This is a genomic window from Pseudomonas sp. SORT22, from assembly GCF_018417635.1.
Lineage (GTDB): Bacteria > Pseudomonadota > Gammaproteobacteria > Pseudomonadales > Pseudomonadaceae > Aquipseudomonas.
The window spans coordinates 3,254,809-3,280,837 of record NZ_CP071007.1 but is presented as its reverse complement, the minus strand read 5'-3'; the positions used below and the strand labels follow the sequence as shown (position 1 = coordinate 3,280,837).

Genomic DNA, 26,029 nt, shown 5'->3' with positions numbered 1-26,029 from the left:
GAGGCTCCTGGTCTGCTGGCCTAAAGGTTGTTGTACAGCCACTTGGGCATGTAGTACTTGCGCCGGTTGAAGACGCTGCCGATCAGCCTGGCGCCGGCCTGGGTCAGGCGCTGGGCGGCGGCCTGGGCCACTTCCCAGCGGGTTTCCTCGGCGCACACGACGAGAATCACGCCATCGACCAGGGTGCCGATGATCAGGCTGTCGGCGCTGGCGTACACCGCCTCGCCGTCGATCACCACGAAGCGGTAGTGCTCGCCCATGTGCTTGAGCAGCACCCGCAGCAGGTCGGGGTTCAGGCGCTCCTTGCCGCGCTTGTAGGTGCCGGCCGGCAGCACGTCGAACGGCTGGTCGGACAGGCGCACGATGCAGTCCTGCATCAACGGCGGGGTGTCCTGGTCGAACATCAGGTCGTTGAAGCCGCGCAGCTTGTGCAGGCTCAACTGCTGGCTGAGGTTGTTGCCGCTGGGGCTGCTGTCGACCAGCAAGACCGGGCCGCCGCTCATCAACGCCAACTGGCTGGCAAAGGCCAGGGCGCTGGTGCTGGTGCCGCTGCCGGTGTTGGCAGCGGTCAGCAGCAGGATGCGCTGGTCTTCATCGAGCACCGTGGAGGTCAGGTTGGTTTCGCTCGGGGTGGCGATCGTCAGACTTCTTGAAGTAGAACCGTCCATTCAACTTGCTCCGTGGCCGCTGAAGACTTTGAAGGGAGTCTTGAAGAGGATCTTCAGATCCAGCATCAAGCTCTGTTCGTTGATGTAGCTCAGGTCCAGTTCGACTCGCTGGTCGAAGTCTATGTCGCTGCGTCCGGAGATCTGCCACAGGCCGGTCATGCCGGGGTAGATGCTCAGGCGGGCGAGGTGGTTGTCTTTGTAGCGATAGGCGTTGAACGAGGTGGGGCGCGGGCCGACCAGGCGCATGTCACCGAGCACCACGTTGAACAGGTTGGGCAACTCGTCCAGGCTGCTGCGCCGCAGCCACTGGCCGATCGGGGTGACGCGCGGGTCTTTGTCGATCTTGAAATCGATGGCATCGGCGCCGTGCTTGTTGAGGTGGCGCACCGAGTCCTTCAAGGCCTCGGCGTTGGCGACCATGGTGCGGAACTTGTACATGCCGAAGGCGCGGCCGCGATAACCGGTGCGTTTTTGCACGAAGAACACCGGGCCGGGGCTGCTGAACTTGACCAGCACGGCCAGGCCCAGCAGCAGTGGCGAAATGATCGCCAGAATGCACAAGGCACCAAAGCAGGCGACCACCCGGTTGGTGCGCGACAGGGTCCAGGGGCGCCCGCCGGCACGGCCGGTCAGCCAGCCACGGCCTTGCATGTGAATCGCCGCGTCGATGCGCTGGCGGTGCGCGGGGTCCATGCGCTTGTCTTGATACAGTGCCTGCAGTTGCGCACTTTTAGGTTGTCCTGTCATACCGTTCTCCGTTGCTGCGCGGGCAAGTGCCCGTTGACCCGCACCGCGTCCCGGTCAAGTTGCGGGTAGTACTGATGAAACCAGGCAATAAAACGCCCGAGCCCTTCATCCAGCGAAACCTGGGGGGTGAAGCCGGTGACCTGTTCCAGGGCGCTGGCATCGGCACAAGTGGCCAGCACATCACCCGGTTGCAAGGGCAGCAGCTCGATGCTGGCGCTGCGTTGCAAGTGTTTTTCCAGCAAGGCCACGTAGTCGGTGAGTTCCACCGGGCGCTGGCCGCCGATGTTGAACAGGCGCCACGGCGCGTGGCTGCTGGCCGGGTCCGGATGCTCGCGGTCCCAGGCCGGGTTGGCGGTGGGCGCCAGCGGGATCAGGCGTACCAGGCTTTCGACGATGTCATCGATGTAGGTGAAGTCGCGCTGGTGCTGGCCGTAGTTGAACAGCTGGATCGGCCGGCCTTCGGCAATCGCCCGGGCGAACTGGATCGGCGACATGTCCGGGCGGCCCCAGGGGCCGTACACGGTAAAAAAGCGCAGGCCGCTGGTGGGGATGCCGAACAGGTGGCTGTAGCTGTGGGCCATGGCCTCGTTGGCTTTTTTGGTCGCCGCGTACAGCGACAGCGGGTGGTCGACGGCATCCTCGACCCGGTACGGGGTGTGCTGGTTGGCGCCGTACACTGAGCTCGACGAGGCATACAGCAGGTGCTGCACCGGATGGCGGCGGCAGCCTTCGAGAATGTTCAGAAAGCCGCTGAGGTTGCTGTCGATGTAGGCCCGCGGGTTTTCCAGCGAGTAGCGCACCCCGGCTTGCGCCGCCAGGTGAATCACTACCTCCGGTTGCTCGCTGGCAAACAGCTCGGCGATGCCGGCGGCATCGTTGAGGTCGAGGCGGTAGAGGGTAAAGGCTCTGGCCTCAGCTTCGACCCAGCGCACCCGCGCATGCTTGAGCGCCGGGTCGTAGTAGTCGTTGAAGTTGTCCAGGCCGATCACCTGGTGGCCGTCGCGCAACAGCCGCAGGCTGCAATGGGCACCAATGAAACCGGCGGCGCCGGTGACCAGGATCTTCATGGCGCCGGTACCTCCGGCTGCACCTGGCGCAGGCCGATGCCACTGTAGCTCAGGCCGAAAGTGGCGACCTGCTCGGGGTTGTACAGGTTGCGCCCGTCAATGATCAGGCGGCTGCGCAGCTTTTTCGCCAGCAGGGCGAAGTCGACCACGCGAAAGTTTTTCCACTCGGTGCAGATCACCAGGGCGTCGGCGTCTTCCAGGGTGTCGTCGCGGGTGGCGCACAGCTGCAGGTCTTTGCGGTAGCCGTAGATGCGCCGGCATTCGGACATCGCCTCAGGGTCAAAGGCGCACACGGTAGCGCCTTCGGCCCACAGCGCTTCCATCAGGTAGCGGCTGGGGGCTTCGCGCATGTCGTCGGTGTTGGGCTTGAAGGCCAGGCCCCAGACCGCTATCGACTTGCCGGCCAGGCTGCCAGGAAAGCGCTGCTTGAGCTTGGCGAAGAGGATCTGACGCTGGCTGTCGTTGACTTCACTGACGCTTTGCAGCAGGCGCAGCGGCATGCCGCTGCGTTCGGCGGTGTGCAGCAGGGCGCGCAGGTCCTTGGGAAAGCACGAGCCGCCAAAGCCGCAGCCGGGGTAGATGAAGTGGTAGCCGATGCGCGGGTCGGAGCCGATGCCTTTGCGCACCGCTTCGATGTCGGCGCCCAGGTGCTCGGTGAGGTTGGCCAGCTCGTTCATGAAACTGATGCGCGTGGCGAGCATGGCGTTGGCCGCGTACTTGGTCAGCTCGGCGCTGCGGTTGTCCATGAACATGAGCTTTTCATGGTTGCGGCAGAAGGGCGCGTAGAGCTCGGCGAGCTGGTCGTGGGCCTGGTCATCGGCGGTGCCGACGATGATCCGGTCCGGGCGCATGCAGTCGGCCAGGGCGCTGCCTTCTTTAAGGAACTCGGGGTTGGACACCACCCGCACCTTGAGCGCGCCCTTGCCCAGGCGCTGCAGTTCTTCGCCGGCCAGGGCGGCGACCTTGTCGGCGGTGCCGACCGGGACGGTGGACTTGATGATCAGGGTGCGATCGGCTTCCATCAGCCCGGCGATCTGCCGGGTCACCCCCAGGACATGGGAGAGGTCGGCCGAGCCGTCTTCATCCGGCGGCGTACCGACGGCGATAAAGATCAGCTCGGCGTGACTGACCGCATCACTGGCCTGGGTGCTGAACAGCAGGCGGCCTTCCTTGATGTTTTCTTCGAGCATGGCCGAAAGCCCCGGCTCGCTGATCGGCGGTACGCCCTGACGCAGTTGACTGATCTTGTGCGCATCGACATCGACGCACAAAACCCGGTGTCCTACGTCTGCGAGGGCCGCAGCTTGCACAAGACCGACATAGCCGGTGCCAAATACGCTCACGTCCATGTCGGCGTGCCTCGTATGGAGTAATGAGGATGAAACAGTGGTGTGATTTCGGTATAGCCCACCCGTGGGAAGTCGTGTCAATCAAATGGCATGTTTCGTCGGATTTACACTCGCTGTGATTTGGGCTTTTTGCTATCAAGCCGTTCTAAATCCGGGGGTTAGCATTGGTGAGCACTGGCCAATTGCCGCATCGCAAAACGATGAACGGTCGAAGCCCGCGATAAACAAGGCGTTTATGGATGTGGATGTTTCACGAATGCAACGCTTTCGCGTTTTTGAACTGTCAGAATTGGCACCGCCAAGTTAGGTCAAAAAACTGACGTTGTTCCGGTTTGCGCTTTGGGTGGCGACTGCTAACGTGTCAATGTCCGGGTGCTTGCAAGGTCAAAATTGGGCGAGGGGAAGATGTTCAAATACGTCAAGGAACTGCTGCTGGCGCTGTACCTTTTGAGCAATTACCCCTATTACCTGGAGCGCTTGCAGGCCATCGGCCTGAGCCCGGCGTTGCTGTTGTACCTCGGCGTCCTGGTGCTGCTGGTGCTGGCCTTGCTGCTGTGCGCCAACATCCGCCAGGCCTGGCTGCGCTGGGGCTTTGCCCTGGTGTTCAGCGCCAGCGCGGTGTTCTTCGATGCCTACACGCGTATTACCGCTGACTACCTGACCTACAGCGGCTTTATCTCGATGGTGTATTCCGGTGGTTTTATCGGCGAGGCCATCGAGCAGTACCACAGCGTGATCCTCCGGGTACTGGGCAGTTCGCTGCTGTTGCTGCTGGGCCTGGGGCTCAAGCCACGCCACCCTGTGCCCGGGCCCGGGGCGCTGCCGTGGGCGGCGCCGCTGCTGGGCATTGCCTTGCTCACGGCGATTCTGTTCGTGCGCGCCGGCGAAGGCGCGCGCGGCCTGCCGATCATGTACACGCCGCTGGCCTATGCCAACCTGATGCTCTACGAGTCGCTGCACGACAGCGTCGGCCCCCGTGAGCCGGTGACCCTGGCACGCAGCGGCCCGGCCCTGGCCCGCGACATCGTGCTGATCATCGACGAAAGCGTCTCGGGCAATTACCTGGACCTGAACACCGCCCATGGCGTGCGCAGCCAGCTCAACCAGGCCCGGCCCGGGGTGAGCATTTTCAATTATGGCTACGCCGCCTCGATCGCCAACTGCAGCTCCGACACCAACGTCACCCTGCGTTATGGCGGCACCCGCGACGACTACCTGCGCATCAACTCGACCCTGCCGTCGATCTGGCAGTACGCCAAGGCCGCCGGCCTGGGCACCGTGTACATCGACGCCCAGCGCACCGGCGGCAACCTGCAGAACCTGATGAACGCGGCGGAAAAACGCGACATCGACCAGTTCATCCAGTTCGACAGCACCCCGGTGCGTGATCGCGACATGGCCGCTGTGGCCAAGCTCACCGAGCTGCTGGCCGACGGCAAGGCGCAACTGATCGTGATCAACAAGGTCGGCGTGCATTTCCCGGTGCACGACAAATACCCCGACGACTTCATGACCTACCGCCCGGCCTTGCCGCGCGGGCAGTACACCGACATCACCGACACCGGCCGGCGCGACGGATTCAATGGCCAGCCCGAAGACTGGGTGCTGTACCGCAATTCGTACATGAACAGCCTGCTGTGGAACGTCGGCGAGTTCTTCAACCGCCTGTTCGCCAAGGCCGACCTCAGCCAGGCGGTGCTCATCTACACCTCCGACCACGGCCAGGACCTGCACGAGCGCGGCAACCCGGGGCTCAACACCCACTGCGACAGCAACCCGGTGGAAGAGGAGGGCCTGGTGCCGCTGGTGGTGATCCAGGGCCAGGGCCTGCAAACCCTTGACTGGCAGGCGCAACTGGCAACCAACAAGGACCGCTCCAGCCACTACAACATCTTCCCCACCTTGCTGCAGCTGCTCGGCTACGACCCGGCCGGCATCGCCGCGGTGTACGGGCGCTCGCTGGTGGTGCCGAGCGACGACCCGTTCAGCTTCAATACCCGCTTCAATGCGCGGCTGGGGGCGAAGCCTGTGTTCAAGCATATTGACCTGAGCGAAGTGGTGACCCCGGGGGCGGCCTTGCCGAATGCGCAGATGCCGGTGGGCCAGGCGGATTGAGCGGGTGAAGGCACTATTTATCTAGCTCCGCCGTCAACGGCGGTGCTGCTCTCCTGACAGCCCCTCACTGTCAGGAACTTTTCCAATGACACCTGCAAAGCCAAACCCTGCGTTGATTTTCCACCGCACCTTGATCGGCGCGGCGATTCCTGCCTGGGTCAGCCATCTGGCGGCCAAAGACTTTCAAACCCTGCTGCAGAGCCAGCAACTGCCGTCGACGATAGAGCCGCAGCTACAGGCTGCGCTCAAGGCTTCGAGGGCTGCACGCCAGGCGCTGGCAGTGCAGCTTGCCGTGCTCAAGGGCATCAGCCAGTTCTGTGCACCACTGTTGGCCCGTTCATTACGTGAGGCCCATGGGGTGGAAGTGGATGTGCTCAAGGCGCAACTGCACCAGGTCGGTTTTGAAACCCTTGGCGGGCGTACCTTGCCCAAGGGCGCGACCCACAGCAGCAGCCTGCTTGAGGCGGCGCTGCAGAATTTCAGCGCCAACGAAGACCTGGGCCCTTTCAGCTACCTGGCTGACGCGCAAGGTCAAACCGTGAGCCTGAGCTGTGAGCGTTTCGTCGCCCTGTGCCGCGAACTCGACCTGGGTCGGCAGTATCAGCAGCACCTGGCCGAGGTGCTGCAGGACCCCGTCAGGGCCGCCAGCATGACGGCAGCGACCCGGGCCGACTTCGTCGCGCAAGTGCAGCGGGCGCGAAGCTACGGTGAAATCACCGACGCAGTACAGGCCGCGTTATTGCTGCTGGCCAATGGCGCTGCGCCCCGGCTCGATGGCAAAGCCGTGGTCTGTCGGCAGATCAGCGTGCTGGGCAGCGTGCTGGACGGAGCGCTGTTGATCGGCCCGGATCCGGCGGCGAGCAATGTCACTGAACGCTGTGTGGCCTGGATCGCCGGCGCGCCGCTGTACCCGATCAAGGAGTATTCCTCGACCAGCGCCTTTGCCCACGACCTGGCTACCAGCCTGCAAACTGACGATTACCGCCAGGCAATACTCAAATGTGTGCCCCAGGCCGAGCGCCCGGCATTTGTGCGCGCCTTGAATCAGGCGCTGTACGTCGAACGCTTTGAGGGCGAGGAAAAGATCCGCCAACCGATCCGCAATCCGCGCCTGAAGGTCGAGGAACATGCGCTCGACGGCGAGCTGTGGAGCCGCTTGCAGCGCCTGCAGGTGCGCAGGCTCAAGGCCAATGCCCGGGTACTGGCGGTGCCGACCGCCGATGAAGACCGCGCCGCGCGCCTGGCGCGTTTGCAGCATTGGCTGGATATCGGCCTGAATGTGCTCAACGCTGCGGCGTTTTTAGTCCCGGCGCTCAATCCGCTGATGCTGGCGGTGACCGGCGCGCAACTGATGGCCAACGTGTTCCATGGCGTCGAGGCCTGGGAAGCCGGGGAAACCGCCGAAGCCCTGGCGCAGGTCGAGTCGCTGGTGGTCAACCTGGGTTTGATCGCAGGGCTGGGGGTAGCCGGCAGCGCCGCCGAACCGTCGCTGTTTGTCGATGGTCTGGAGCGTGTCGAATTGGCCAATGGCCAAGTGCGCTTGTGGAAGCCCGACCTGAGCGGTTATGCAAGCCCGGTGCAACTACCCGAGGGCCTGGCGCCCAATGCCCTGGGGCAGTACGCGCTGAACGATCAGTTGTACATCCGCCTGGATGGCAAGCTGTACCAGCAACGCTATGATGCCGGTCTTCAACAATGGCGAATCAGGCACCCGGACAACAACGACGCCTTCGAGCCGCCGCTCAAACACTACGGTAACGGCGCCTGGCAGTTCCAGGGTGAACAGCCGCTGCATTGGGAGCGTGGCCAGTTGCTGCGGCGCATCGGCGTTCTGGCCGAGGGCCTGGACGATGCCAGCCTGGCACAGGCTGCCGAGATCAGCGGGGTCGACGACGACGTGCTGCGCCACATGCATGTCGAGCAGGGGCCGCTTGCACCGCTGCTGGCCGATACCTTGCAGCGCCTGCAACTGGACCGGCGCATTACCCGGATGGTCGCCGATATCCGCAGTGGTGCGGCGCTGGAGGCGGGCATGACCTATCCGCTGGCGTTGCTGGTCGAGTTGCCCAAATGGCCGGCCAACCGGGTACTGCAGGTGTTCAGGGGGCCGGAGCTGTGGGGTGAATCGCAGACCTATGGCCTGGAGCGCTGGCCCCAGGGTCACGCCTTCAAGGTGCTGGCCGCCGATGTGCGCAGCGGCAAGCTCGCCCAGGTGCTGTTGCAGGCCTTGAGTGAGGCGCAACGCAGCGAGCTGCTGGGTGAGCATTTGCCCGAGCAGGCACGCTTGCCGGCCTTGCGCGAGCAATTGGCCGATCTGGCAGAGCGCAAGCGCAGCGCGGTGTTCGACAGTCTGTACGCCAGTATCGAAAGCGCCCCCGGCCTGGGCGCCAAGACTTTGCAGCGTGACTTCGCCTCGCTGCCTGATTCGCTTGCCGAGGAAATTGTGCGGCACGCCACTGCCCAGGAGCGTGGGCAACTGATTGGCGAGCAAGCGCGCGTACCTGGACGCTTGGCCGAAGAAGCCCGGGCCTATCAGCGCCAGTTGCGCCTCAATCGTGCCCTTGAAGGGTTGGTGTTCCCTGCACGAATGGCCCTGGACAGCGAGCGCCTGGCACTGCAATTGCTCGCCGATTTGCCCGGCTGGAACAGCGGTATTCGCCTTGAGCTACACCAGCAGACGCTGGCCAGCGCGGTGCTGGCCAGCGTCGGTGACACCGAGGCTGAGCTGCGCTCGATACTCAAGTACGAGGGTGGCTATCGCGTTTTCGATGCCCGCGGTAATGAACTGGGGCTGAGCGATGACTTTTTTGCTGCGCTGTTACGCGCACTGCCCGACACCCTGCGCCAGTCACTTGGGGTAGAGATCTACGAGCCCGCGCAACTGCGCCAGCGTCTGACCCAGCAAGCCCTGGGCAATCGCGCCCGCTGTTCGACCCTGATCGGCCAGCAACCCTCGCGGCCCTGGTTGCAATCGCCGTTGCGCCTGGCCGACGGGCGCCGTGGCTACCCGATGGGCGGCGCGGTGGGGACCTTGCGTTCCAGCGAATATCGCCGTTTGAGTGCCTTGTACCCCGAGTTGCGTGCCAATGAAATTTCCGAGATCAAGAACCAGCTGAGACTCGCCAATGAAGACCTTGGTGTTGCGATCCAGGGCCTGGAAGATGAGTATCGCCAGCTCGGGCAGACCCTCGACAACTGGGTGGCGCAGCGACCCAGCGCTGGCGAGCGGGTGGACCGGGAAATGCTTCGTGACCGGCTAAAAGCCGCCTGGCGCCGTGTGGGTGGCGATCATAAACATGAACTGGACCTGTCCTCCTGGAGGCCTGGCGGATTGCCAGCGATCAATGTGCGCTTTCGCCATGTCACCCGCTTGTTCCTGCATCGGATGGAACTGAGCGCAGTGCCGGAGCAATTCCTTTCGTCGTTTACCGAACTCAGGGAACTGAACCTGGACCACAACCGCCTGACCGAGATACCCGCTGCGCTTGGCACCCGGACCAAGCTGCGGTTGCTCAGCCTCGAGGGCAACCAGATCGCGGTCAATGCGCGCATGTTCGACCCGCTGCAAAGCTTGCGGGCCTTGCGTGGGCTGGGCCTCACCGGTAACCAGATGGCCACGCTGCCGGTTGAAGCGATCAATGCCCTGGGCAAGCTCGATAGCCTGACCACGCTGGGCTTTCGGGCCAATGGCGCGACCCTCGATGCCGAGCAGTTGCAAGCCCTGGCGGCAATCCCGTTGCAGGAGCTGGACCTTGCCCGCAATAACATCCAGCTGGACGAAGACGGGGCCACAGCCTTTGCCGGCCTTGTGCGGTTGCGCAAGCTCAACCTGGCCGACAACCCCCTGGGCCGGGCGCCGCAGCTGGCCGGCCTGCGGATGCTTGAGCACCTGAGCCTGCGTGGCTGCCAGCTCGAAGACTGGCCTGATGGGTTGCTGGAGCTGATGCAGCCGCCAGAGCATCGGCTGCGCACGGTGGACCTGAGCAGCAACGAGCTGAGCGAGCTTCCCGACCTTGCGGCCACGGCCTTTGGCGCTGCGTTGCGTGCCGACGGCCAGCGCAGCCGCTGGCTGCTGCTCAACCAGAACCCGCTCAGCGAGGCCGCTGCCACTCACTTGCGCGGCCTGGGGATGCCGTTCAGTCGCCGTGCCAGCGGCCTGGCCGCCGGCTGGTTACGTGAGGCGAGCGCCGAACAGCAGCAACTGTGGGACACCTTGTTCCCCGATGAAGACACCCATCGCCCGCTGTTGCTGGTGCTCGACCGGGCGCTGGAGTCCAGCGAGGCCCGGTTCGATTTCAACAACATGTCCGCCAGGGTCTGGGAGCTGCTGCGCGCCGCACAAGGTTGCGACCAGCTGTTCAGTGATTTGCAGGCGGTTGCCGACGCTTACCCACCAACCTGTGGCGACGCCGGGGCCGACGGCTTCAGTGCCCTGGAAGTCGAGTTTCTCGCCTATCGCCAAAGCCAGGAGGCGCTTGACCCGCTGCAGCGCACGGCGGCAGTGGTCGGCTTGTACAAACAGCTCTATCGCCGCGAGCTGGTCAACTCCCTGGCCCAGCGTATCGGCCTTGCCCGCGATCTGCGCCGCGATGCCATGCGTGCCGGCAGCCGCCCGTTGCCGGCCTTCGACCCGCTGGATAACCTTACCGACCAGGACCTGGAGCATGAGTCCGACCCGGTGGAAATTCGCCTGAAGTTGCGTCAGGAACTGGCCACCCGGCTCGACTTCCCCGAGCCGTCCAGCGGCATGCTCTATGCGCACAGGGCCGGTGTTGACGCGCGTGTGGTCAAGAATGTCGAGCGCGAAGTCCAGCGCCTGAGCAGCCAGGTGGAGGCCAGGCAGCAATGGATGGTGCTGCAACATGGCTGGAAGCGCTACTTGCGCAAACTGCACGGGCAGCGCTTTGCGACCTTCGAACAGCAATGGCGCGATGCCGCCGACTACCTGTTGAGTTGCCTGTACGACTGGCATGAGTTCGACGGGCCGCTGGCGCCCGAGGTGCGCAGTGCGGTGCAGCAGATCCTGCCCGATGCACCCGTGGACGGGCAGGGGCACCTGCAGCGTCTGGCACTGTCGGAAGGGCGCTACTTCACCGCTGAGCAGCAGTTGAAAGAAGTCAGCACTGCGGCCGAGCACGGCCTCATCCGCGAGCTGACCCGCAGCAGCGAAAGCTAAGCGGCCTGAACGGCCTTGCCTTGCGTCGCTGCACTAACGGCGCAAGGCAAGCGCACTGGCGTCCTGGGCATGCAACACGCGAAAGCCTTCGGCTTCTTCCACCAGCCAGTCATGCACCGCCCGCGCCCCCGGATGCGCCAGGCCACCGGGCGGGTATAGCAACACATAACGCTTGTGGTTGGCGATCGGCAGGCCGAACGGCACGATCAGCGCGCCGCGTTCCAGCTCGTCATTGAGCAGGGTACGCCGGGCAATGGCCACGCCGATGCCGGCAATCGCCGCCTCGATGGTCAGGTGGTTGCGGTTGAAGGTGTGCCCACGGCGCACGTCCAGGCCACTGGCGCCAATCCCCTCGAGGTAAAACTCCCATTCGGCGTATTCCGAACTGCCGCGCCAGGCGGTGATGTCGTGCAGCAGCGGGTAATGCGCCAGGTCCGCCGGGCCATGCAGCGGCGGGCGGCCGCGCAGCAGTGAAGGGGCGCAGACCGGGAAGATCTGTTCGTCGAGCAGCGGTGTGGAATGCATGCCCGGGTAGCTGCCGTCGTTGAGGTCGATGGCCAGGTCGAAGTCGCCTTCGTGCAAGGCCTGGCTGCTGTCTTCGGCCACCAGGCGCAGCTGGATGTCCGGGTAGCGTTGCTGCAGGCGCGGCAGGCGCGGGGTCAGCCACTTGGCCAGAAACGACGGGATCGAGCGCAGGCGCAGGGTGCCGCGGATTTCGCCAGCGTCCAGGCGGCGCAACTCGGCATCGATGCTGCCATAGGCTTCGCCGACGGTCTGCGCCAGGCGCTGGCCTTCGGCGGTCAGCTCGACGCCGCGGGCGCGGCGCAGGAACAGGCGAAAGCCCAGGCGCTCTTCCAGTTGGCGGATCTGCTGGCTGACCGCGCCGGGGGTGATGTGCAGCTCTTCGGCGCAGCGGGTGAACGACAGGTGCCGCGCCGCGCAGGCAAACACATGCAGCCAGACGTACATCTGGCCATTCATTTGTCGCTTCATCGTTTAGCTCTGCTAAAGGCTTGCTTAGAAAGTTTCGTTGGTCAACACGCAAGTGACCGGGCAGTATCGCGCAACTTCGCGACACCCATCAATTTTTTAACAGTGCCGTTGCGTGACATGGATTGTTGCCTCGGTCAGGCATTAGCATGGCTATCAGTGTTTTCGACCTTTTCAAGATTGGCATCGGCCCCTCCAGCTCCCACACCGTAGGCCCCATGCGTGCGGCGGCAACCTTTGCCCAGGCCCTGCGTGAGCAAGGCCTGCTGGAGCAGGTCAGCCGGGTCGAGGTGCGCCTGTACGGCTCGTTGTCGGCCACCGGCGTCGGCCACGCCACCGACCGCGCCTGCCTGCTCGGGCTGATGGGCGAATGGCCGGACCAGATCGACCCGCAAAGCATCGAGCCGCTGATCGCGCAACTGCAGCAAAGCCAGGTACTGATGCTCGACGGCACGCAGGCGATTGCATTCGACTACGCCAGCGACTTGCTGCTGCTCGATGAAAGCCTGCCGTATCACCCCAACGCCATGACCCTGGAAGCCAGCAGCGCATCGGGCTCGTTGCTGCAGCAAACCTACTATTCGGTCGGTGGCGGTTTTATCGTCGAGGCCGCGCAAGTGGGCACGGCCGGCAACAGCGCCGAGCAGGTGCAACTGCCCTATGACTTCGACAGCGCCGCCCAGTTGCTGGCGCTGTGCAAGCAGCACAAGCTGCGGGTCAGCCAGGTGATGATGGCCAACGAGCTGGCCTGGCGCGAGGAAGCCCAGGTGCGCAGCGGCCTGCTGAAACTCTGGGCGGCGATGCGCGAGTGCGTCGACAACGGCCTGCGCAACGAAGGCATCTTGCCGGGCGGGCTCAAGGTCAAGCGCCGCGCCGCCAAGCTGCACCGCAGCCTGCAGGAGCTGGGCAAGCCCAACGTCATCGGCTCGACCCTGAGCGCCATGGAGTGGGTCAACCTGTTCGCCCTGGCGGTCAACGAAGAAAACGCCGCCGGCGGGCGCATGGTCACCGCACCGACCAATGGCGCCGCCGGCATCATCCCGGCGGTGCTGCACTACTACATGAAATTCAACCCCGAGGCCTGCGACAACGACGTCGTCGACTTCCTCCTCAGCGCCGCTGCGGTGGGCATCCTGTGCAAAAAGAACGCCTCGATCTCCGGCGCCGAAGTCGGCTGCCAGGGCGAGGTCGGTTCGGCCTGCGCCATGGCCGCGGCCGGCCTTGCCGACGTGCTGGGGGCAACGCCCATGCAAGTGGAAAACGCCGCCGAAATCGCCCTTGAGCACAACCTCGGGCTGACCTGCGACCCGGTCGGCGGCCTGGTCCAGGTGCCGTGCATCGAGCGCAACGCGATTGCTGCAGTCAAGGCCATCAACGCCGTGCAGATGGCCTTGCGTGGCGATGGCGAGCACTTCATCTCCCTCGACCGGGTGATCCGCACCATGCGCGACACCGGCGCCGACATGCATGCCAACTACAAGGAGACGTCACGCGGCGGCCTGGCGGTCGCCTTCGTCGAGTGTTGATCCCATCGCGGGTCAAGCCCGCTCCTACATGTGGGAGCGGGCTTGACCCGCGATAGCTGCACCCCTGTTCCAAAGTTATTCATACGCAACAAAAACAACTACAAGGCAATATCGATGACTGATGTAAATAGCACCACGACCGTTCGTGTGGACTCGGCCGCGCCTGCGCAAAGCCGTGCCTGGAGCCGTCACGACACCACCTGGGTCCTGGGCCTGTACGGCACCGCCATCGGCGCCGGTACCCTGTTCTTGCCGATCAACGCCGGGGTAGGGGGCTTCTGGCCGCTGCTGGTCCTGGCGGTACTGGCCTTCCCGATGACCTTCTACGCTCACCGCGGCCTGACCCGCTTCGTGCTTTCCGGCAAGCGCGGCGCCAGCGAAGACATCACCGAAGTGGTCGAAGAGCACTTCGGCGTCGGCGCCGGCAAGCTCATCACCTTGCTGTACTTCTTTGCCATCTTCCCGATCCTGCTGGTGTACAGCGTCGCCCTGACCAACACCCTGGGCAATTTCATGGAGCACCAGCTGCACATGACCCCGCCGCCGCGGGCGCTGCTGGCCTTGCTGCTGATTTGCGGGCTGATGATCGTGGTGCGCAGCGGCCAGGGCATTATCGTCAAGGTCATGAGCCTGCTGGTCTACCCGTTCGTGGCCGCGCTGTTGCTGCTGGCGGTGAGCCTGATCCCCAACTGGAACGGCGCCTTCTTCGCCCAGGCCAGCGAGGGCATGCCCCTGGAGCTGTTCTTCAAGACCCTGTGGCTGGCCATCCCGGTAATGGTGTTCTCGTTCAACCACTCGCCGATCATCTCCGCCTTTGCCGTTGACCAGAAGCACCGCTACGGCGAGCAGGCCGACGCCAGGAGCGGCAAGATCCTCGCCAGCGCCCACGTGATGATGGTGCTGACGGTGATGTTCTTCTGCTTCAGTTGCGTGCTGGCCCTGAGCCCGGCGGACCTGGCCGCTGCCAAACAGCAGAACATCTCGATCCTGTCGTACCTGGCCAACCACTTCCAGACCCCGGTGATCGCCTTTGTCGCGCCGCTGATCGCCCTGGTGGCAATCACCAAGTCGTTCCTCGGCCACTACATCGGTGCCAGCGAAGGCTTCCAGGGCATGATCGTGAAAAGCCTGCGCAGCCGTGGCAAACAGGTCTCAAGCAAGCGCCTGGAACAGATGACCGCGTTGTTCATGGTCATCACCTGCTGGGCCGTGGCGACCCTCAACCCGAGCATCCTCGGCATGATCGAGAACCTCGGCGGGCCGATCATCGCCTGCCTACTGTTCCTGATGCCGATGTACGCCATCCACAAGGTGCCGGCGCTGCGCAAATACTCGGGCAAGGCCTCGAACGTGTTTGTGGTGCTGATTGGCCTGATTACCCTGTCGGCGATTCTGTTCTCGTTTTTTGCCTAGATCCGAGCTGTACCAGGGAAGGGCTGGTGCGGGCCGTTGCCGAGAAAGCCTGCGTGGTGTTCCAGGGGCTGGACGGTAATGGCCAGCTGGCCCAAGGGGATCGGATCAAACACCTGTTGCAACTGTTCATAGGGCAGGATGGTTCCTGCGGCTGTCCGGCAGGTGGACCAGAAGCCCACTGTGCCGACAAGCAGCCGCAACTGCTGGAGCCCAGCTTCTCTGACCGCTTGCGTCTGGCTTTCATTGATCCTCATGGCTGCTTCCTGGGTAAAATTCCAGGCATCGGTACGTTGATCCAGGCGCCGGTCAAGCAACGACAGATAGTCCAGGCCAGGGATCCTCAACTCGTTGGCATCTGCATTGATGTATGACGTATTGAGCGCGAAGTAACGCAGGGTGGCTTGGGCCCGGTAGTGGGTTGTAGAGATCAGCACAGCGCCGATTGGCTCGCGTTCATACTCGCTGTTGTCTTCGTCAAGCAAAACCCTCTGAATCGACTGGAATGAGTAGCTCAACGGATAGTTGGCGCCATGAGGGTAAGACACGAGCGATTCGGTCGGCAGCATCAGCAACGGCAACTCCTGTTGATCGGCCTGTTGTTGCGCTTGGTGGCAATCATGATCAAGCAGATAGAGGTGCTCCCAGTCCTGGGCACTGCAGTTGTCCCCTTCAACGCATGCGCCTGTCCGGGCATTCCACACCCAAACGTCATCGAGCAGCGGGCGCTCGCAGAATGAACAGAAGTTGCCGAAAGCGCTCAACAACAGTCGTGCTGCGGGAGCCTGGCGTAGCCGATTCGGCAGCAATGGGCGTACTAAGGGTCTCATGGCGCCTCACTCAGCAGGGGAGCTGGCTGATGTTGGTGCTGGGGTAATACAACTTGCTGGCGGAGTCATTGACGAAAGCTTTTGCATAGTGGGTGCCGTGCGAGTTGTCGAACGCCTGCATGACCGTCAGCCAGACTGAATAGAATCCGGAACTTGCTGCGCGTCGCAGAGTGATCGGCCACAGCCAGTTGTGTTTGGGGTCGGGGTCGACGCGGCTGAGCAATCGGCACTCCTCCAAGGCATCGAACCAGGCCCTGGTGCGATTCATCAGCCGTCGATCGAAGACGCTGGAAGAGTCGGCATTCAAGCCCAGCAAGTCGATCATCTCTGTCGCCCGGCCGTTGGCGTCACTGACAACCACGGCAACCTCCACGTCGCCGAAGGGGCCGCCGCCGATACTGGCATCGAGGTTGGCCAGGACCTTGTGCTGTATCACGTCATAAGCAGTGAGCCTGATTCCCGCACTGACCGATTCTGCTGCATTCAACACAGTCCATGTCTGCACTTTAGGGTCCAGGTACTGCAGTTGGTTGGGCAATGCCTGCCAGCAGCCAGCGTTCAGGTCCGGCCAGATGTAGTGTTGCTGACGGATACTGTTATGCAATTGTTGTTCGGTCGGGGAAAAAGCCTGTGCCCAGCTTGTTGCGGTTTTTCGATCCGGGTCATCGGCTTTGCACGTGTTGCATGGGCTGCAGGCCAGAAGGAAATTCTTCCACTCCACGGCGTAGTAAGGGAAATGGCTCTTGGGTAGGGCGTGTTCGACTTCGATCAGGCCAGGCAAGGCAGTACCGCAATAAGAGCAGAAGGCGCCCAGTTCGTCAGTCAGAGGCAATGCAGCCGTTTTGTAGATTTTACTGATCCGTTGCATCAGCCCACTTGCCAGCACGGTTTGCTCGGCAGGCGTAATGCGCCGGATACGCAGGCCTGTAACGTGGTCCAACAGTACTTGCAAGGCCAGAGTCAGGGGTATCTGGTAGGTTGGCGTCGCAGACGTGACACCGGCGATTTTCTGAAAAAGGGCCGCCACGGTGCCGCCTAGCAAGAGCTTCTGCGGCGGCGAGTATTTCGCATGGCGTGGCTGCTTGGTGACCGGACGCATGACTCAGCCCTCATGGGCAACGGTGACACCCAATCAGTGTAGCGCTACTTGAGCAACACCCGGCGCTTGGTCAGTTCGCCGTCCTCGCCACTGGGCCAATGCAGTTCCACCAGCACTTCAGTCTGCTGGCCGTCCAGCGACGGGCGCACGCTGAGCATGGCGAAGTTCTTCGAACCGGCCATGGCGTACCAGCGCTCGCAGACCATGTTGGCAATGCCCGGCATCTCGCCGCCGCCGCTGATGGCCAGCTTGAGCATGCCTGGCGCTGGTACGCGCGAGATGGCACTGGAGGTGACCTGGAACACCTTGGCCGCCGGGTATTGCTTGTGCAACAGGCGAAACACCGCCGCGCAGTGCACGTCGCCGCTGAGAAACACCACCGGCCTGGCGCTCTTGCCCAACGCTGCGTAGACCTGATCGAGCAGCACCTTGCGTTCGGCCTGGTTGCTCTTGTGGTCCCACTCATCCATGCAGTCATCCTTCAGCGAGCCGAAATCGGCGCCGTTGGTGACCACGTTCTTCCAGTGCATGACCGGCACCGGCGAGACGATGAACACCGCCTTGGCGCTTTGCACCACGGCACTGTTCAACCAGTCCTTGAAGCGCTTCATCTGTGCGCTGCCAAGAATCTTGTGCGGGTCCTTGGCCTCGACATCGTGGTGGCCACGCATGTCCAGCACGTAAAAGGCCGAGCCGCCTTGCTCGAAGGCGTAGTCCCAATGGCAGTCGTCGGGCTTGTCGAGGTTGATCGAGGTAATCGGGTTGCGGCTGTGCTCATACTCGTAGTAGGCACGGCAGGCGGCACGCCACATCAGGTCGACGAGCATTTGATTGGTGGCGCCGTTACTGGAGCTTTCGAACAACAGCGAGATACGCTTTTGCCGCTCCTTGTTGGTCAGCGAGCCCCAGCCGTCCATGATTTCGTGATCGTCCCAGATCATGTACTGGGGGAACTGCTCGTACACCTCGCGCAGGGTCGGGATGTTCCAGTACACCCGGTAGTACCAGCGGTAGATGTTCAGCAGGTACTTCTCGATGCCGGCCTTGTCGTAGCTGCTGCCTTGCTTGAACTGGGCCAGCAGCGCCTGCTTGTTGTCCTTGAGCCATTCCCAGATATCCAGGAAGCCGTTTTTCTTGTTGGTGTCGACATACATCTGGTCACCACCGCCGATGACGAATTGCGCGCGCTGGTCGACCAGTTGCTGGTGCAGCAGCGGCCAGGCGCCGGCACTGCCGTCGGCGCTGATCGGGTCGTGGCAGCTGTAGAAGCCGAAGGTCAGGGTCTGCGGGTTGGCCGCCGGGGTAATCAGGCTTTTCGGTCTGTCGCCACCGATTTCGGTACGCCGGCGAATGATGTCGCGGTCGCTGATGTTGCTGATCAGGGCGTAGTAGTAGGTGCTTTGCGCCTTCAGGCCAGTCACCGCAAAGACACCGGTGAGGTCGCTGTCGAAGCTGAAGGTTTGCGCCTGGGTGAACACCGGCTTGATCTTGTACTTTTTCAGGAAATCGGCCACCGGCAGCTCATCGAGTCGCTGCAGGTCGCCGCTCAGCGGCGCCGTAGTGACCACCAGCACCCAATCGCCGGGCAGGTACACGCGAAACCACAGGCGCACGCTGGTGGGGGTGATCGCGCCGATGATCGCGGTGCTGGCGAGCTTGGCGTACTTGCTTTCGTTGGAGGTGGGGTCCAGGAGCTGGGACATGGTCGATTTCCCTATCAGTTCGCACGCCGAAAAGCCCTGCAGCGCACACCGGGATCAACGCAGTGAACCCGGTGCGCTCCAGTGTCAGTAGCTAGCGCGACTCGCTCTTGAGCTTGGCGAAGCTTTTGCGCAGGTCACTGGCCCAACCGTCCAGCACCGGCTTGACGTTCTCCAGGGCCAGCTTGGAGGTGTCGTTTTCCAGGGCCTCGCCGGTGCCTTTGCGCACCACCTGAGCAATCACCTTGTTATTGCCGCCGTCGAGGAAGGCCGCCTCGGTGGCGATGTCGACTTCCTGGTCGCGGCCGCCGGCGGCGGTATTGACCGCAGCGGCCACCAGGGCGATGGGGATCACTTCGTAGGGTTTCAGGCCTTCGGTCTTGGTCGATACCGCGGTGATCGCCGGGCGCACCACCAGCACGCCGGGGCCCGGGCCCTGAGCCAAGGGCAATTCGGCGCCCAGTTCACGCTTGAGCGCGGTGTTGTAGTACTGGGTGATCTGGCTGAGGATTTGCGGCGAAATCGCCGCGGTAGGCTGGGGCTTGGGGTAGAACTGGCTGGGCTCGATAAACACCTGGGTAAAGCGCGCGGCCTTCACTTGTGGGTCGATCCAGCGCATCACCGGCTTGCCGGAGCTGCTTTCGGCGGGCTTGAGGCGGCTATAGTCCTTGAGAAACCCGGAGTACTGGCTGGGGTCGACCTGGCTGCTGGAGCAACCGGCAAGGACGATAAGGGCAGAGCAGAGCAGGGTGGAGCGCAAGGTGGGTTTCATCGACGTTCGTATCCTTGGCAATGACCGCACGGGACGGGGAATTGATCGCCTGAACAACGCTAGCAGCTCTTGGCCTGGCCGCCAGTTCATTGACCCCGGTCAAGCGCACCCGGGCCTGTCGGGCGCAGGGTGGACAATCACTACCGCCCCGTCGAGGACACCGCCATGGCCAAGATGAAAGCTGCGATTTTCGTTGAAAAGAACCGCATCGTGCTGGACGAAAAGCCGATCCCCGAAGTGGGCCCGCTGGATGCGCTGATCCGCATCACCACCACAACCTTGTGCGGCACCGACGTGCACATCCTGCGCGGTGAGTATCCGGTGGCCAAGGGCTTGACCATCGGCCACGAGCCGGTGGGGGTGATCGAAAAGCTCGGCTCCCAGGTACAGGGTTTTGTCGAAGGCCAGCGGGTGATCGCCGGCGCCATCACCCCAAGCGGCCACAGCTTTGCCTGCCTGTGCGGTTGCGGCGCCCAGGACGGGCCGGATACCCGCCACGGCTTTCGTGCGGCGGGCGGCTGGAAATTCGGCAACAGCATCGACGGCAGCCAGGCCGAGTACCTGCTGGTGCCCGATGCCACTGCCAACCTCTGCGCCATTCCCGATCACTTGAGCGACGAGCAGGTACTGATGTGCCCGGACATCATGTCTACCGGGTTTTCTGGCGCCGAGCGTGGCGAGGTGCAGATAGGCGACACGGTCGTGGTCTTTGCCCTCGGCCCGATTGGCCTGTGTGCCGTCGCCGGCGCGCGGCTCAAGGGCGCGACCACGATCATTGGCGTCGATACCGTCGCGGCGCGGATTGCAGTGGCGCACAAGCTCGGTGCAACCCATGTAGTGGATTTCAACCAGGGCGATGTGGTCCAGCAGATCATGCAGCTCACCGATGGCCGTGGGGTTGACGTCGCCATCGAGGCGCTGGGCACGCAATCGACCTTCGAATCAGCGTTGCGGGTGCTGCGCCCCGGCGGCACCTTGTCGAGCCTGGGCGTGTACTCAAGCGACTTGCGCTTGCCGCTGGACGCCTTTGCCGCAGGGCTTGGCGACTACCGCATCGTCAGCACCCTGTGCCCCGGCGGCAAGGAGCGCATGCGCCGGCTGATGGAAGTGGTAGGCAGCGGCCAGGTGGACCTCAAGCCGTTGGTGACCCATCACTTCAAGCTCGATGACATTGAGGCGGCGTATGAGTTGTTTGCCCATCAGCGGGATGGGGTGATGAAGGTGGCGATTACCCCTTGAGTGTGTCGAGCGCAAAGCGCTCGCAATGATTTTGACTATGCAATACTGGTCAATCCTTACCCACCCCTGGACCCCGCAATGGACCTGCCCCGCCGCTTGCGCAGCAAACAGCTGAAACTCCACGCCCCGGAACTGACCTTCGCTGCGCAACTGCAGGCGGTGCTCAACGCCAACTACGACTTTCACCGTGAGTTTCTGCCCTGGGCCCGTGACGACTGGACCCTGGAGCAGGCGCGTCAAAGCCTGCTCCAGGCCCGGCAGAACTGGGCCGCGCCCCAGGGTGAAAAACGCTACTACCTGTTCCTCGCCAGTGGTGAGCTGATCGGTTGCCTCGGTGTGCGCCCGGATGCCCAGGGCAAGGTCGGCCTGGGTTACTGGATCGCCGAGGCCCATGCCCGGCAGGGCTTGATGACCGAGGCGCTGGAAACCCTGCTACCACTGCTCGAAGGTTCGCTGTTGTGGCTGACCACGTCGCCGGCCAATGTTGCGTGCCAGCGCCTGGTGGAGGGATTGGGGTTCAAGCGGGTGGCGTCGGCGGCTGGGGCGAATGCGCGGTTGCGCTATGAGTTGAGGCGTTGATTCAAACTCGGTGCTCAATCGCGGGTCAAGTCGGGTCGCCGCACCGCCGCTCCCACAGGATCGATGGTGCCTCTGTGGGAGCGGCGGTGCGACGCCTCGACTTGACCCGCGATGAGGCCGCCAGCGTCAATCCTTGACCAACGCCCGCAACGCCGCCTTCGCCTCCGGCGTTTGCAACCGTTCGATAAACAGCAAGCCTTCACGTTGAACCGTCGCTTCCAATTCCTGGCGATGGGCATCCTTGAGCAGGCGCTTGCTGATGCGCAGCGCATCCTGGGGCAGGGCCTGTAGCCGTGCCGCCAGCTTGCGCGCCGCCGCCAGGCACTGTTCGCCATCTTCATGCAGCTCATTGGCCAGGCCCCATTCGACGGCCTGTTCGCCTGTGAGCAGTTCATTGCACAGCAACAATCGCGCGGCCCGGGCATGACCGAGCAGGCGTGGCAATAGCAGGCTGGAGCCAAACTCCGGGCACACCCCCAGCGGCACGAACGGCATGCGCAGTTTAGTGCACCGGCTGACCAGTATCTGGTCGCAGTGCAGCAGCAAGGTGGCGCCGATGCCGATGGCGGCGCCGGCAACCGCTGCGATCAGCGGCTTGTCCAGCGCCAGCACTACGCGCATCAGGCGAAACACCGGGCTGTCCATGTCGCCGGGCGGGTTGTCGAGGAAGTCCTTGAGGTCGTTGCCGGCGCTGAAGCACTGCGCGCCGCCGGTCAGGAGGATGACCTCGACCTGGGCGTCCTCCTGGGCCGCCAGCAATAGCTCGCCCAGCTGGCTGTACATGGCGTTGTTCAGCGCATTGAGCTTGTCCGGGCGGTTGAAGGTCAGGGTCAGCAGGCCCTGGTGCAGTTCGCGGGTGATCAGTTCGTTCATGGCGTGCCTGTGTTGTTGTAGGTATCAGAACGTCGGCGGGGTGATCACCCAGATCACCACCGCATCCACTTCGCCGGGGTTGCCGTAACGGTGCGGCTCCTGGCTGGAAAAACTGAAGCTGTCGCCTTCGCCGAGCTGAAAATAGCGCTCGCCAACCCACAGCTCGAAACTGCCGGACAGCAGGTAGCCGGCTTCTTCGCCGTCATGGCTGTAGCTTTGCTGGCTGTAGGTGCCCGGCGGGAAGCGCGAGTGGAGGATTTCCAGCTGGCGGTTGGGTTGCGGGGTCAGTAACTGGTCGACGATGCCGTCTTCGTAGTGCACGCTCAGGCGGCTGTGCTTGCGCACCACGTAGCCGTTGTCCTCCGGAGCGGTGCTGGCCTCGCTGGCGAAAAACCACTGGATGGTCACGCCCAGGCTGCGGGCGATGTTGAACAGCGCCGGGATCGACGGGTAGGAGAGGTTGCGCTCCAGCTGGCTGATGTAGCCGGCGGTCAGCTCGCTCTGCTCGGCAAGCTCGGCCAGGGTCATGCCGCGGCGCTTGCGCAAGCCGCGGATACGGGTGCCGAGAAAATGCGCGGTGCTGGTGCCTTCCTGGCTGGCGGCGGGCGGCGTCTTGCTGCTGTTGCTCATGGCGTGCTCCGAACCGCACTGTCAAAGCCCCGGAGTATAAACAGGCTTACAGGCTCCAGGCGACCTTCAAACCGTCGTAGACGGCTTCTTCCACCGTGCGCGGGGCCAGGCAGTCGCCGATGCGTTTTACCTCGACCAGGCCGTGCAGTTCAGCGGCCAGGGTATCGACCGGCTGATGGCCCTGGCACAGCACCAGGGTGTCGATGTCTTCGAAGATCATCGGCTCGCCGCTGGCGGTGTGTTGCAGGTACACGGTGGTGTCGTCGCAGCCGTACAGGCGCGCATAGGGGGTGATCGGGATACCCAGCTTGTGCAGTTCGCCGGCCATCTGGTCGCGCACGTACAGCGGCAGGCTTTCGCCGCAGTGGGTGCCATTGACCGCCAGTTGCACCTGGTGGCCTTCACGCACCAGGCGCTCGGCGATGCCCGGGCCGATCCAGTCGCAGCGCCAGTCGACCACCAGCACCGAGCGCCCGGGCCGGGCCTCGCCACGCAGGATCTGCCAGGCATCGAGCACCTGCAGTTCGCCACCGCGCTCGAAGGCCGGCCAGTAGGGTTCGGCGCCGGTGGCGACGATCACCAGGTCTGGCTGTTCGCGCTCGACCAGGGCGCGATCCACCCGGGTATTACGCACCACCTTGACCCCGGCCAACTGCATCTCCCGTTGCAGGTTGGTGCTGGCGCCGCCGAATTCGGCCCGGCGCGGCAGCAATTGCGCGAGCAGCACCTGGCCGCCCAGCTGTGTGCTGGCTTCGTACAAAGTCACGTCGTGGCCGCGCGCTGCCGCCACTGCCGCCGCCTTCATGCCGGCCGGGCCGCCACCGGCGATCATGATGCGCTTGCGCACAACTGCCGGCTGCAGGCTGCCGAACTGCTGCTCACGCCCGGTTTCCGGATGCTGGATGCACGAGATCGGCAGGCCCTTGTGAAAGTGGCCGATGCAGGCCTGGTTGCAGGCGATGCAGGCGCGTACATCTTCAACGCGCTCAGTGCGGGTCTTGTTGGGCATTTGCGGGTCGCAGATCAGCGCGCGGGTCATGCCGCAGACATCGGCCTGGCCACGGGCGAGGATCAGTTCGGCTTCCTGGGGCTGGTTGATGCGCCCGGTGACGAACAGCGGAATGCTCAGTTGCGCCTTGAAGGTCCCGGCCTCGCGCGCCAGGTACGCCGCCTCGATAGCCATGGGCGGGACGATGTGCACGGCGCCGCCGAGCGAGGCCGAGGTGCCGGCGACGATATGCACGTAGTCCAGCTCTGCTTGAAGCAGCTTCACCGCCGCCAGCGACTCATCCTCGGTCAGGCCCTCGGCGTCGCGCTCATCGGCGCTGATGCGCAGGCCGATGATGAAGTCGTCTGCCGTCGCCGCCCGCACTGCGGCGATTACTTCACGGACAAAGCGCAGGCGTTGCTGCAGCTCACCGTTGTAGCCATCGCTGCGGCGGTTGACCCGTGGGTTGATGAACTGCGCCGGCAGGTAGCCGTGGCTGGCCACCACCTCAACGCCATCGATGCCGGCCTGGTGCAGGCGCCGGGCAGCAGCGGCATAGCCAGCAATGATCTCGTCGATCATGGCCTGGTCCAGCGCCCGTGGCATCACCCGAAAACGCTCGTTGGGCACCGCCGAGGCCGAGTAGGCCACGGCCAGCAAGCCGTCGCTGGACTCCATGATTTCCCGCCCGGGGTGGAAGATCTGCGACAGCACCACGGTGCCGTGGGCATGGCAGGTCTCGGCCAGTTGGCGGTAGCCGTCGATGCAGGCATCGTCGGTGGCCATCAGCACGTGCGAGGTGTAGCGCGCACTGTCGTGCACCCCGGCCACCTGCAGCACGATCAGGCCGACGCCGCCGGCGGCACGGGCCTGGTGGTAGGCAATCAGGCGCTCGTTGACCAGGTTGTCGGTGGGCATCGAGGTGTCGTGGCCGCTGGACATGATGCGGTTCTTCAGGCGTTTGCCACGGATGTGCAGCGGTTCGAACAGGTGCGCGAAGGTCGACATGCGGGTCAGGCTCCAGCGGGGTGTTGTTATTATTTTTCTATAGAAGTGTACCGCCAGTAAAAAATCAACTTGTTTTTTTACTGGCCTTTGACTAGTTTGCAAATCACCCCGGGTCCTGGGGCACACCTCACAACAACAAGAAAACGGGCCACGCATCACGTGGTACCGGCAAGAGGAAGCATTGATGAAATCGAACCTGCTCAAGCTCTCTCCCTGGTTGCTTGCCCTTGCGGTCGGCGGCGTCCAGGCAGCACCGGACATGGTCGTGGTCGCCTATGGCGGCGCCGGCCAGAAAGCCCAGGATGCGGCGATCTTCAAGCCTTTCAGTGCCCAGGACGGCAGCACGTTGATCCAGAGTGAATACAACGGCGAAATGGCCCGGATCAAGGTCATGGTCGATACCGGCAACGTCGATTGGGACCTGGTGCAGATCGAAGGCCCGGACCTGATGCGCGGCTGCGACGAGGGCATGTACGAGCGCCTCGACTGGACCCAGCTCGGGCGTGCCGAGCAACTGATACCCGACGCCGCCCAGGAGTGCGGCTCGGCGGTGCTGGTGTGGAGCGTGGCGATTGCCTACGACCGCAACAAGCTGGCCCAGACGCCGGCCTCGTGGGCGGATTTCTGGGACGTCAAGAAAATCCCCGGCAAGCGCGGCCTGCGCAAGCGTGCGGTGTACAACCTGGAGTTCGCGCTGATGGCCGACGGGGTCAAGGTCGAGGACGTCTACAAGGTCCTGGCCACCCCCGAGGGTGTCGACCGCGCCTTCAACAAGCTCAGCGAGCTCAAGCCCTATATCCAGTGGTGGGAAGCCGGCGCGCAACCGGCGCAGTGGCTGAGCGCCGGCGACGTAGTCATGACCTCGACCTACAGCGGTCGGGTCGCCGTCGCCGCCCAGGAGGGCAGCCCGCTGGCCCTGGTGTGGCCGGGCAGCCTGTACGGCATGGACTACTGGGCAATCATCAAGGGCTCCAGACATGTCGACCAGGCCAAGCGCCTGATCGCCTTCGCCAACCAGCCCGACACCCAGGTGCGCTACGTCAAGCAAATCCCCTACGGGCCGACCAACACCCAGGCTGCCGCCGAGCTTGATCCGAAGCTGGCGAGCTGGGTGCCGACGTCCAGGCAGAACCTTGAGGGCGCACTGTCGATGAACGTCGAGTTCTGGGTCGATCACGGCGATGAGCTGGAAGAGCGCTTCAACGCCTGGGCCAGTCGCTAACCCCTGTGGCTGGACATCGTACGGTGTTCAGCCCTATTGTC

General features: G+C 63.6%; 19 protein-coding genes. 7 read left to right on the top strand and 12 right to left on the bottom strand.

Features of this window, described 5'->3' with window-relative positions:
* Window positions 1-20: 20 nt before the first annotated feature.
* The 4 genes from JYG36_RS15020 to JYG36_RS15005 are packed head-to-tail and all read right to left on the bottom strand — an operon-like array spanning window position 21 to window position 3,831.
* A complete protein-coding gene (locus JYG36_RS15020; RefSeq protein ID WP_045198772.1) occupies window positions 21-668 on the bottom strand; it encodes a CpsD/CapB family tyrosine-protein kinase in 648 nt (215 codons plus the stop codon).
* Window positions 669-1,415, bottom strand: a complete 747-nt coding sequence (locus tag JYG36_RS15015) for a sugar transferase (RefSeq protein ID WP_045198774.1) — start codon at window positions 1,413-1,415, stop codon at window positions 669-671.
* A complete protein-coding gene (locus JYG36_RS15010; RefSeq protein ID WP_093383288.1) occupies window positions 1,412-2,482 on the bottom strand; it encodes an NAD-dependent epimerase in 1,071 nt (356 codons plus the stop codon). Before JYG36_RS15010 ends, JYG36_RS15015 begins: the two co-directional genes overlap by 4 nt.
* Window positions 2,479-3,831, bottom strand: coding sequence for a UDP-glucose dehydrogenase family protein (locus JYG36_RS15005; RefSeq protein ID WP_093383285.1), 1,353 nt, complete (start codon window positions 3,829-3,831; stop codon window positions 2,479-2,481). The genes JYG36_RS15010 and JYG36_RS15005 overlap by 4 nt, the downstream gene beginning before the upstream one ends.
* Before the next feature lie 405 nt (window positions 3,832-4,236).
* On the opposite strand from JYG36_RS15005, the gene JYG36_RS15000 reads away from it, so the two are divergent.
* Both JYG36_RS15000 and JYG36_RS14995 read left to right on the top strand, forming a co-directional pair.
* Window positions 4,237-5,946 carry a sulfatase-like hydrolase/transferase gene (locus tag JYG36_RS15000; RefSeq protein WP_213601394.1) on the top strand — a complete coding sequence of 570 codons (1,710 nt, stop codon included), beginning with the start codon at window positions 4,237-4,239 and terminating at the stop codon, window positions 5,944-5,946.
* 85 nt (window positions 5,947-6,031) lie between these two features.
* Complete coding sequence (locus tag JYG36_RS14995; RefSeq protein ID WP_213601392.1) at window positions 6,032-11,122, top strand: dermonecrotic toxin domain-containing protein; 5,091 nt, start codon at window positions 6,032-6,034, stop codon at window positions 11,120-11,122.
* A 33-nt stretch (window positions 11,123-11,155) separates the two neighbouring features.
* On the opposite strand, the gene JYG36_RS14990 is transcribed toward JYG36_RS14995, so the two are convergent.
* Window positions 11,156-12,115 (bottom strand): LysR substrate-binding domain-containing protein, encoded by a 960-nt coding sequence (locus JYG36_RS14990; protein ID WP_093383275.1) that lies wholly within the window; start codon window positions 12,113-12,115, stop codon window positions 11,156-11,158.
* Window positions 12,116-12,261: 146 nt separating this feature from the next.
* Here JYG36_RS14990 and JYG36_RS14985 point away from each other — a divergent pair, with 146 nt between their 5' ends.
* Both JYG36_RS14985 and JYG36_RS14980 read left to right on the top strand, forming a co-directional pair.
* Window positions 12,262-13,638 carry an L-serine ammonia-lyase gene (locus JYG36_RS14985; protein WP_213601390.1) on the top strand — a complete coding sequence of 459 codons (1,377 nt, stop codon included), beginning with the start codon at window positions 12,262-12,264 and terminating at the stop codon, window positions 13,636-13,638.
* Between the two features lie 114 nt (window positions 13,639-13,752).
* Window positions 13,753-15,051, top strand: a complete 1,299-nt coding sequence (locus tag JYG36_RS14980) for a serine/threonine transporter (RefSeq protein ID WP_176794261.1) — start codon at window positions 13,753-13,755, stop codon at window positions 15,049-15,051.
* Here the strand turns inward: JYG36_RS14980 and JYG36_RS14975 are convergent.
* The 4 genes from JYG36_RS14975 to JYG36_RS14960 form a co-directional block, all read right to left on the bottom strand.
* Window positions 15,048-15,812 carry a hypothetical protein gene (locus JYG36_RS14975; RefSeq protein ID WP_213601387.1) on the bottom strand — a complete coding sequence of 255 codons (765 nt, stop codon included), beginning with the start codon at window positions 15,810-15,812 and terminating at the stop codon, window positions 15,048-15,050. The genes JYG36_RS14980 and JYG36_RS14975 overlap by 4 nt on opposite strands.
* A gap of 76 nt (window positions 15,813-15,888) precedes the next feature.
* A complete protein-coding gene (locus JYG36_RS14970) occupies window positions 15,889-16,977 on the bottom strand; it encodes an HNH endonuclease (RefSeq protein WP_093383266.1) in 1,089 nt (362 codons plus the stop codon).
* Window positions 16,978-17,021: 44 nt separating this feature from the next.
* A complete protein-coding gene (locus JYG36_RS14965; RefSeq protein WP_213601385.1) occupies window positions 17,022-18,680 on the bottom strand; it encodes an alkaline phosphatase D family protein in 1,659 nt (552 codons plus the stop codon).
* 91 nt (window positions 18,681-18,771) lie between these two features.
* The gene (locus JYG36_RS14960; RefSeq protein ID WP_093383260.1) at window positions 18,772-19,449 is read right to left on the bottom strand and encodes a DUF3313 domain-containing protein; all 678 of its coding nucleotides are present in this window, start codon (window positions 19,447-19,449) and stop codon (window positions 18,772-18,774) included.
* A gap of 165 nt (window positions 19,450-19,614) precedes the next feature.
* On the opposite strand from JYG36_RS14960, the gene JYG36_RS14955 reads away from it, so the two are divergent.
* A complete protein-coding gene (locus JYG36_RS14955; protein ID WP_093383257.1) occupies window positions 19,615-20,688 on the top strand; it encodes an NAD(P)-dependent alcohol dehydrogenase in 1,074 nt (357 codons plus the stop codon).
* Between the two features lie 78 nt (window positions 20,689-20,766).
* Window positions 20,767-21,267 carry a GNAT family N-acetyltransferase gene (locus tag JYG36_RS14950; RefSeq protein ID WP_213601383.1) on the top strand — a complete coding sequence of 167 codons (501 nt, stop codon included), beginning with the start codon at window positions 20,767-20,769 and terminating at the stop codon, window positions 21,265-21,267.
* A 126-nt stretch (window positions 21,268-21,393) separates the two neighbouring features.
* On the opposite strand, the gene JYG36_RS14945 is transcribed toward JYG36_RS14950, so the two are convergent.
* Genes JYG36_RS14945 through JYG36_RS14935 form a run of 3 tightly spaced genes read right to left on the bottom strand, consistent with a single transcriptional unit; the run spans window position 21,394 to window position 24,766 of the window.
* Complete coding sequence (locus tag JYG36_RS14945; protein WP_213601380.1) at window positions 21,394-22,140, bottom strand: enoyl-CoA hydratase-related protein; 747 nt, start codon at window positions 22,138-22,140, stop codon at window positions 21,394-21,396.
* 24 nt (window positions 22,141-22,164) lie between these two features.
* A complete protein-coding gene (locus tag JYG36_RS14940) occupies window positions 22,165-22,770 on the bottom strand; it encodes a helix-turn-helix domain-containing protein (RefSeq protein ID WP_045198793.1) in 606 nt (201 codons plus the stop codon).
* Window positions 22,771-22,816: 46 nt separating this feature from the next.
* Entirely contained in the window at window positions 22,817-24,766 is a 1,950-nt protein-coding gene (locus JYG36_RS14935) for an oxidoreductase (protein WP_213601378.1), read from the bottom strand.
* A 184-nt stretch (window positions 24,767-24,950) separates the two neighbouring features.
* On the opposite strand from JYG36_RS14935, the gene JYG36_RS14930 reads away from it, so the two are divergent.
* Window positions 24,951-25,988, top strand: coding sequence for an ABC transporter substrate-binding protein (locus tag JYG36_RS14930; RefSeq protein WP_213601376.1), 1,038 nt, complete (start codon window positions 24,951-24,953; stop codon window positions 25,986-25,988).
* Window positions 25,989-26,029 lie beyond the last annotated feature (41 nt).

Bases quoted from the DNA above. Each gene is read 5' to 3' on its own strand.
- JYG36_RS15020 (WP_045198772.1), bottom strand. From the start codon at position 668: ATGGACGGTTCTACTTCAAGAAGTCTGACGATCGCCACCCCGAGCGAA.
- JYG36_RS15015 (WP_045198774.1), bottom strand. From the start codon at position 1,415: ATGACAGGACAACCTAAAAGTGCGCAACTGCAGGCACTGTATCAAGAC.
- JYG36_RS15010 (WP_093383288.1), bottom strand. From the start codon at position 2,482: ATGAAGATCCTGGTCACCGGCGCCGCCGGTTTCATTGGTGCCCATTGC.
- JYG36_RS15005 (WP_093383285.1), bottom strand. From the start codon at position 3,831: ATGGACGTGAGCGTATTTGGCACCGGCTATGTCGGTCTTGTGCAAGCT.
- JYG36_RS15000 (WP_213601394.1), top strand. From the start codon at position 4,237: ATGTTCAAATACGTCAAGGAACTGCTGCTGGCGCTGTACCTTTTGAGC.
- JYG36_RS14995 (WP_213601392.1), top strand. From the start codon at position 6,032: ATGACACCTGCAAAGCCAAACCCTGCGTTGATTTTCCACCGCACCTTG.
- JYG36_RS14990 (WP_093383275.1), bottom strand. From the start codon at position 12,115: ATGAAGCGACAAATGAATGGCCAGATGTACGTCTGGCTGCATGTGTTT.
- JYG36_RS14985 (WP_213601390.1), top strand. From the start codon at position 12,262: ATGGCTATCAGTGTTTTCGACCTTTTCAAGATTGGCATCGGCCCCTCC.
- JYG36_RS14980 (WP_176794261.1), top strand. From the start codon at position 13,753: ATGACTGATGTAAATAGCACCACGACCGTTCGTGTGGACTCGGCCGCG.
- JYG36_RS14970 (WP_093383266.1), bottom strand. From the start codon at position 16,977: ATGCGTCCGGTCACCAAGCAGCCACGCCATGCGAAATACTCGCCGCCG.
- JYG36_RS14965 (WP_213601385.1), bottom strand. From the start codon at position 18,680: ATGTCCCAGCTCCTGGACCCCACCTCCAACGAAAGCAAGTACGCCAAG.
- JYG36_RS14960 (WP_093383260.1), bottom strand. From the start codon at position 19,449: ATGAAACCCACCTTGCGCTCCACCCTGCTCTGCTCTGCCCTTATCGTC.
- JYG36_RS14955 (WP_093383257.1), top strand. From the start codon at position 19,615: ATGGCCAAGATGAAAGCTGCGATTTTCGTTGAAAAGAACCGCATCGTG.
- JYG36_RS14950 (WP_213601383.1), top strand. From the start codon at position 20,767: ATGGACCTGCCCCGCCGCTTGCGCAGCAAACAGCTGAAACTCCACGCC.
- JYG36_RS14945 (WP_213601380.1), bottom strand. From the start codon at position 22,140: ATGAACGAACTGATCACCCGCGAACTGCACCAGGGCCTGCTGACCCTG.
- JYG36_RS14940 (WP_045198793.1), bottom strand. From the start codon at position 22,770: ATGAGCAACAGCAGCAAGACGCCGCCCGCCGCCAGCCAGGAAGGCACC.
- JYG36_RS14935 (WP_213601378.1), bottom strand. From the start codon at position 24,766: ATGTCGACCTTCGCGCACCTGTTCGAACCGCTGCACATCCGTGGCAAA.
- JYG36_RS14930 (WP_213601376.1), top strand. From the start codon at position 24,951: ATGAAATCGAACCTGCTCAAGCTCTCTCCCTGGTTGCTTGCCCTTGCG.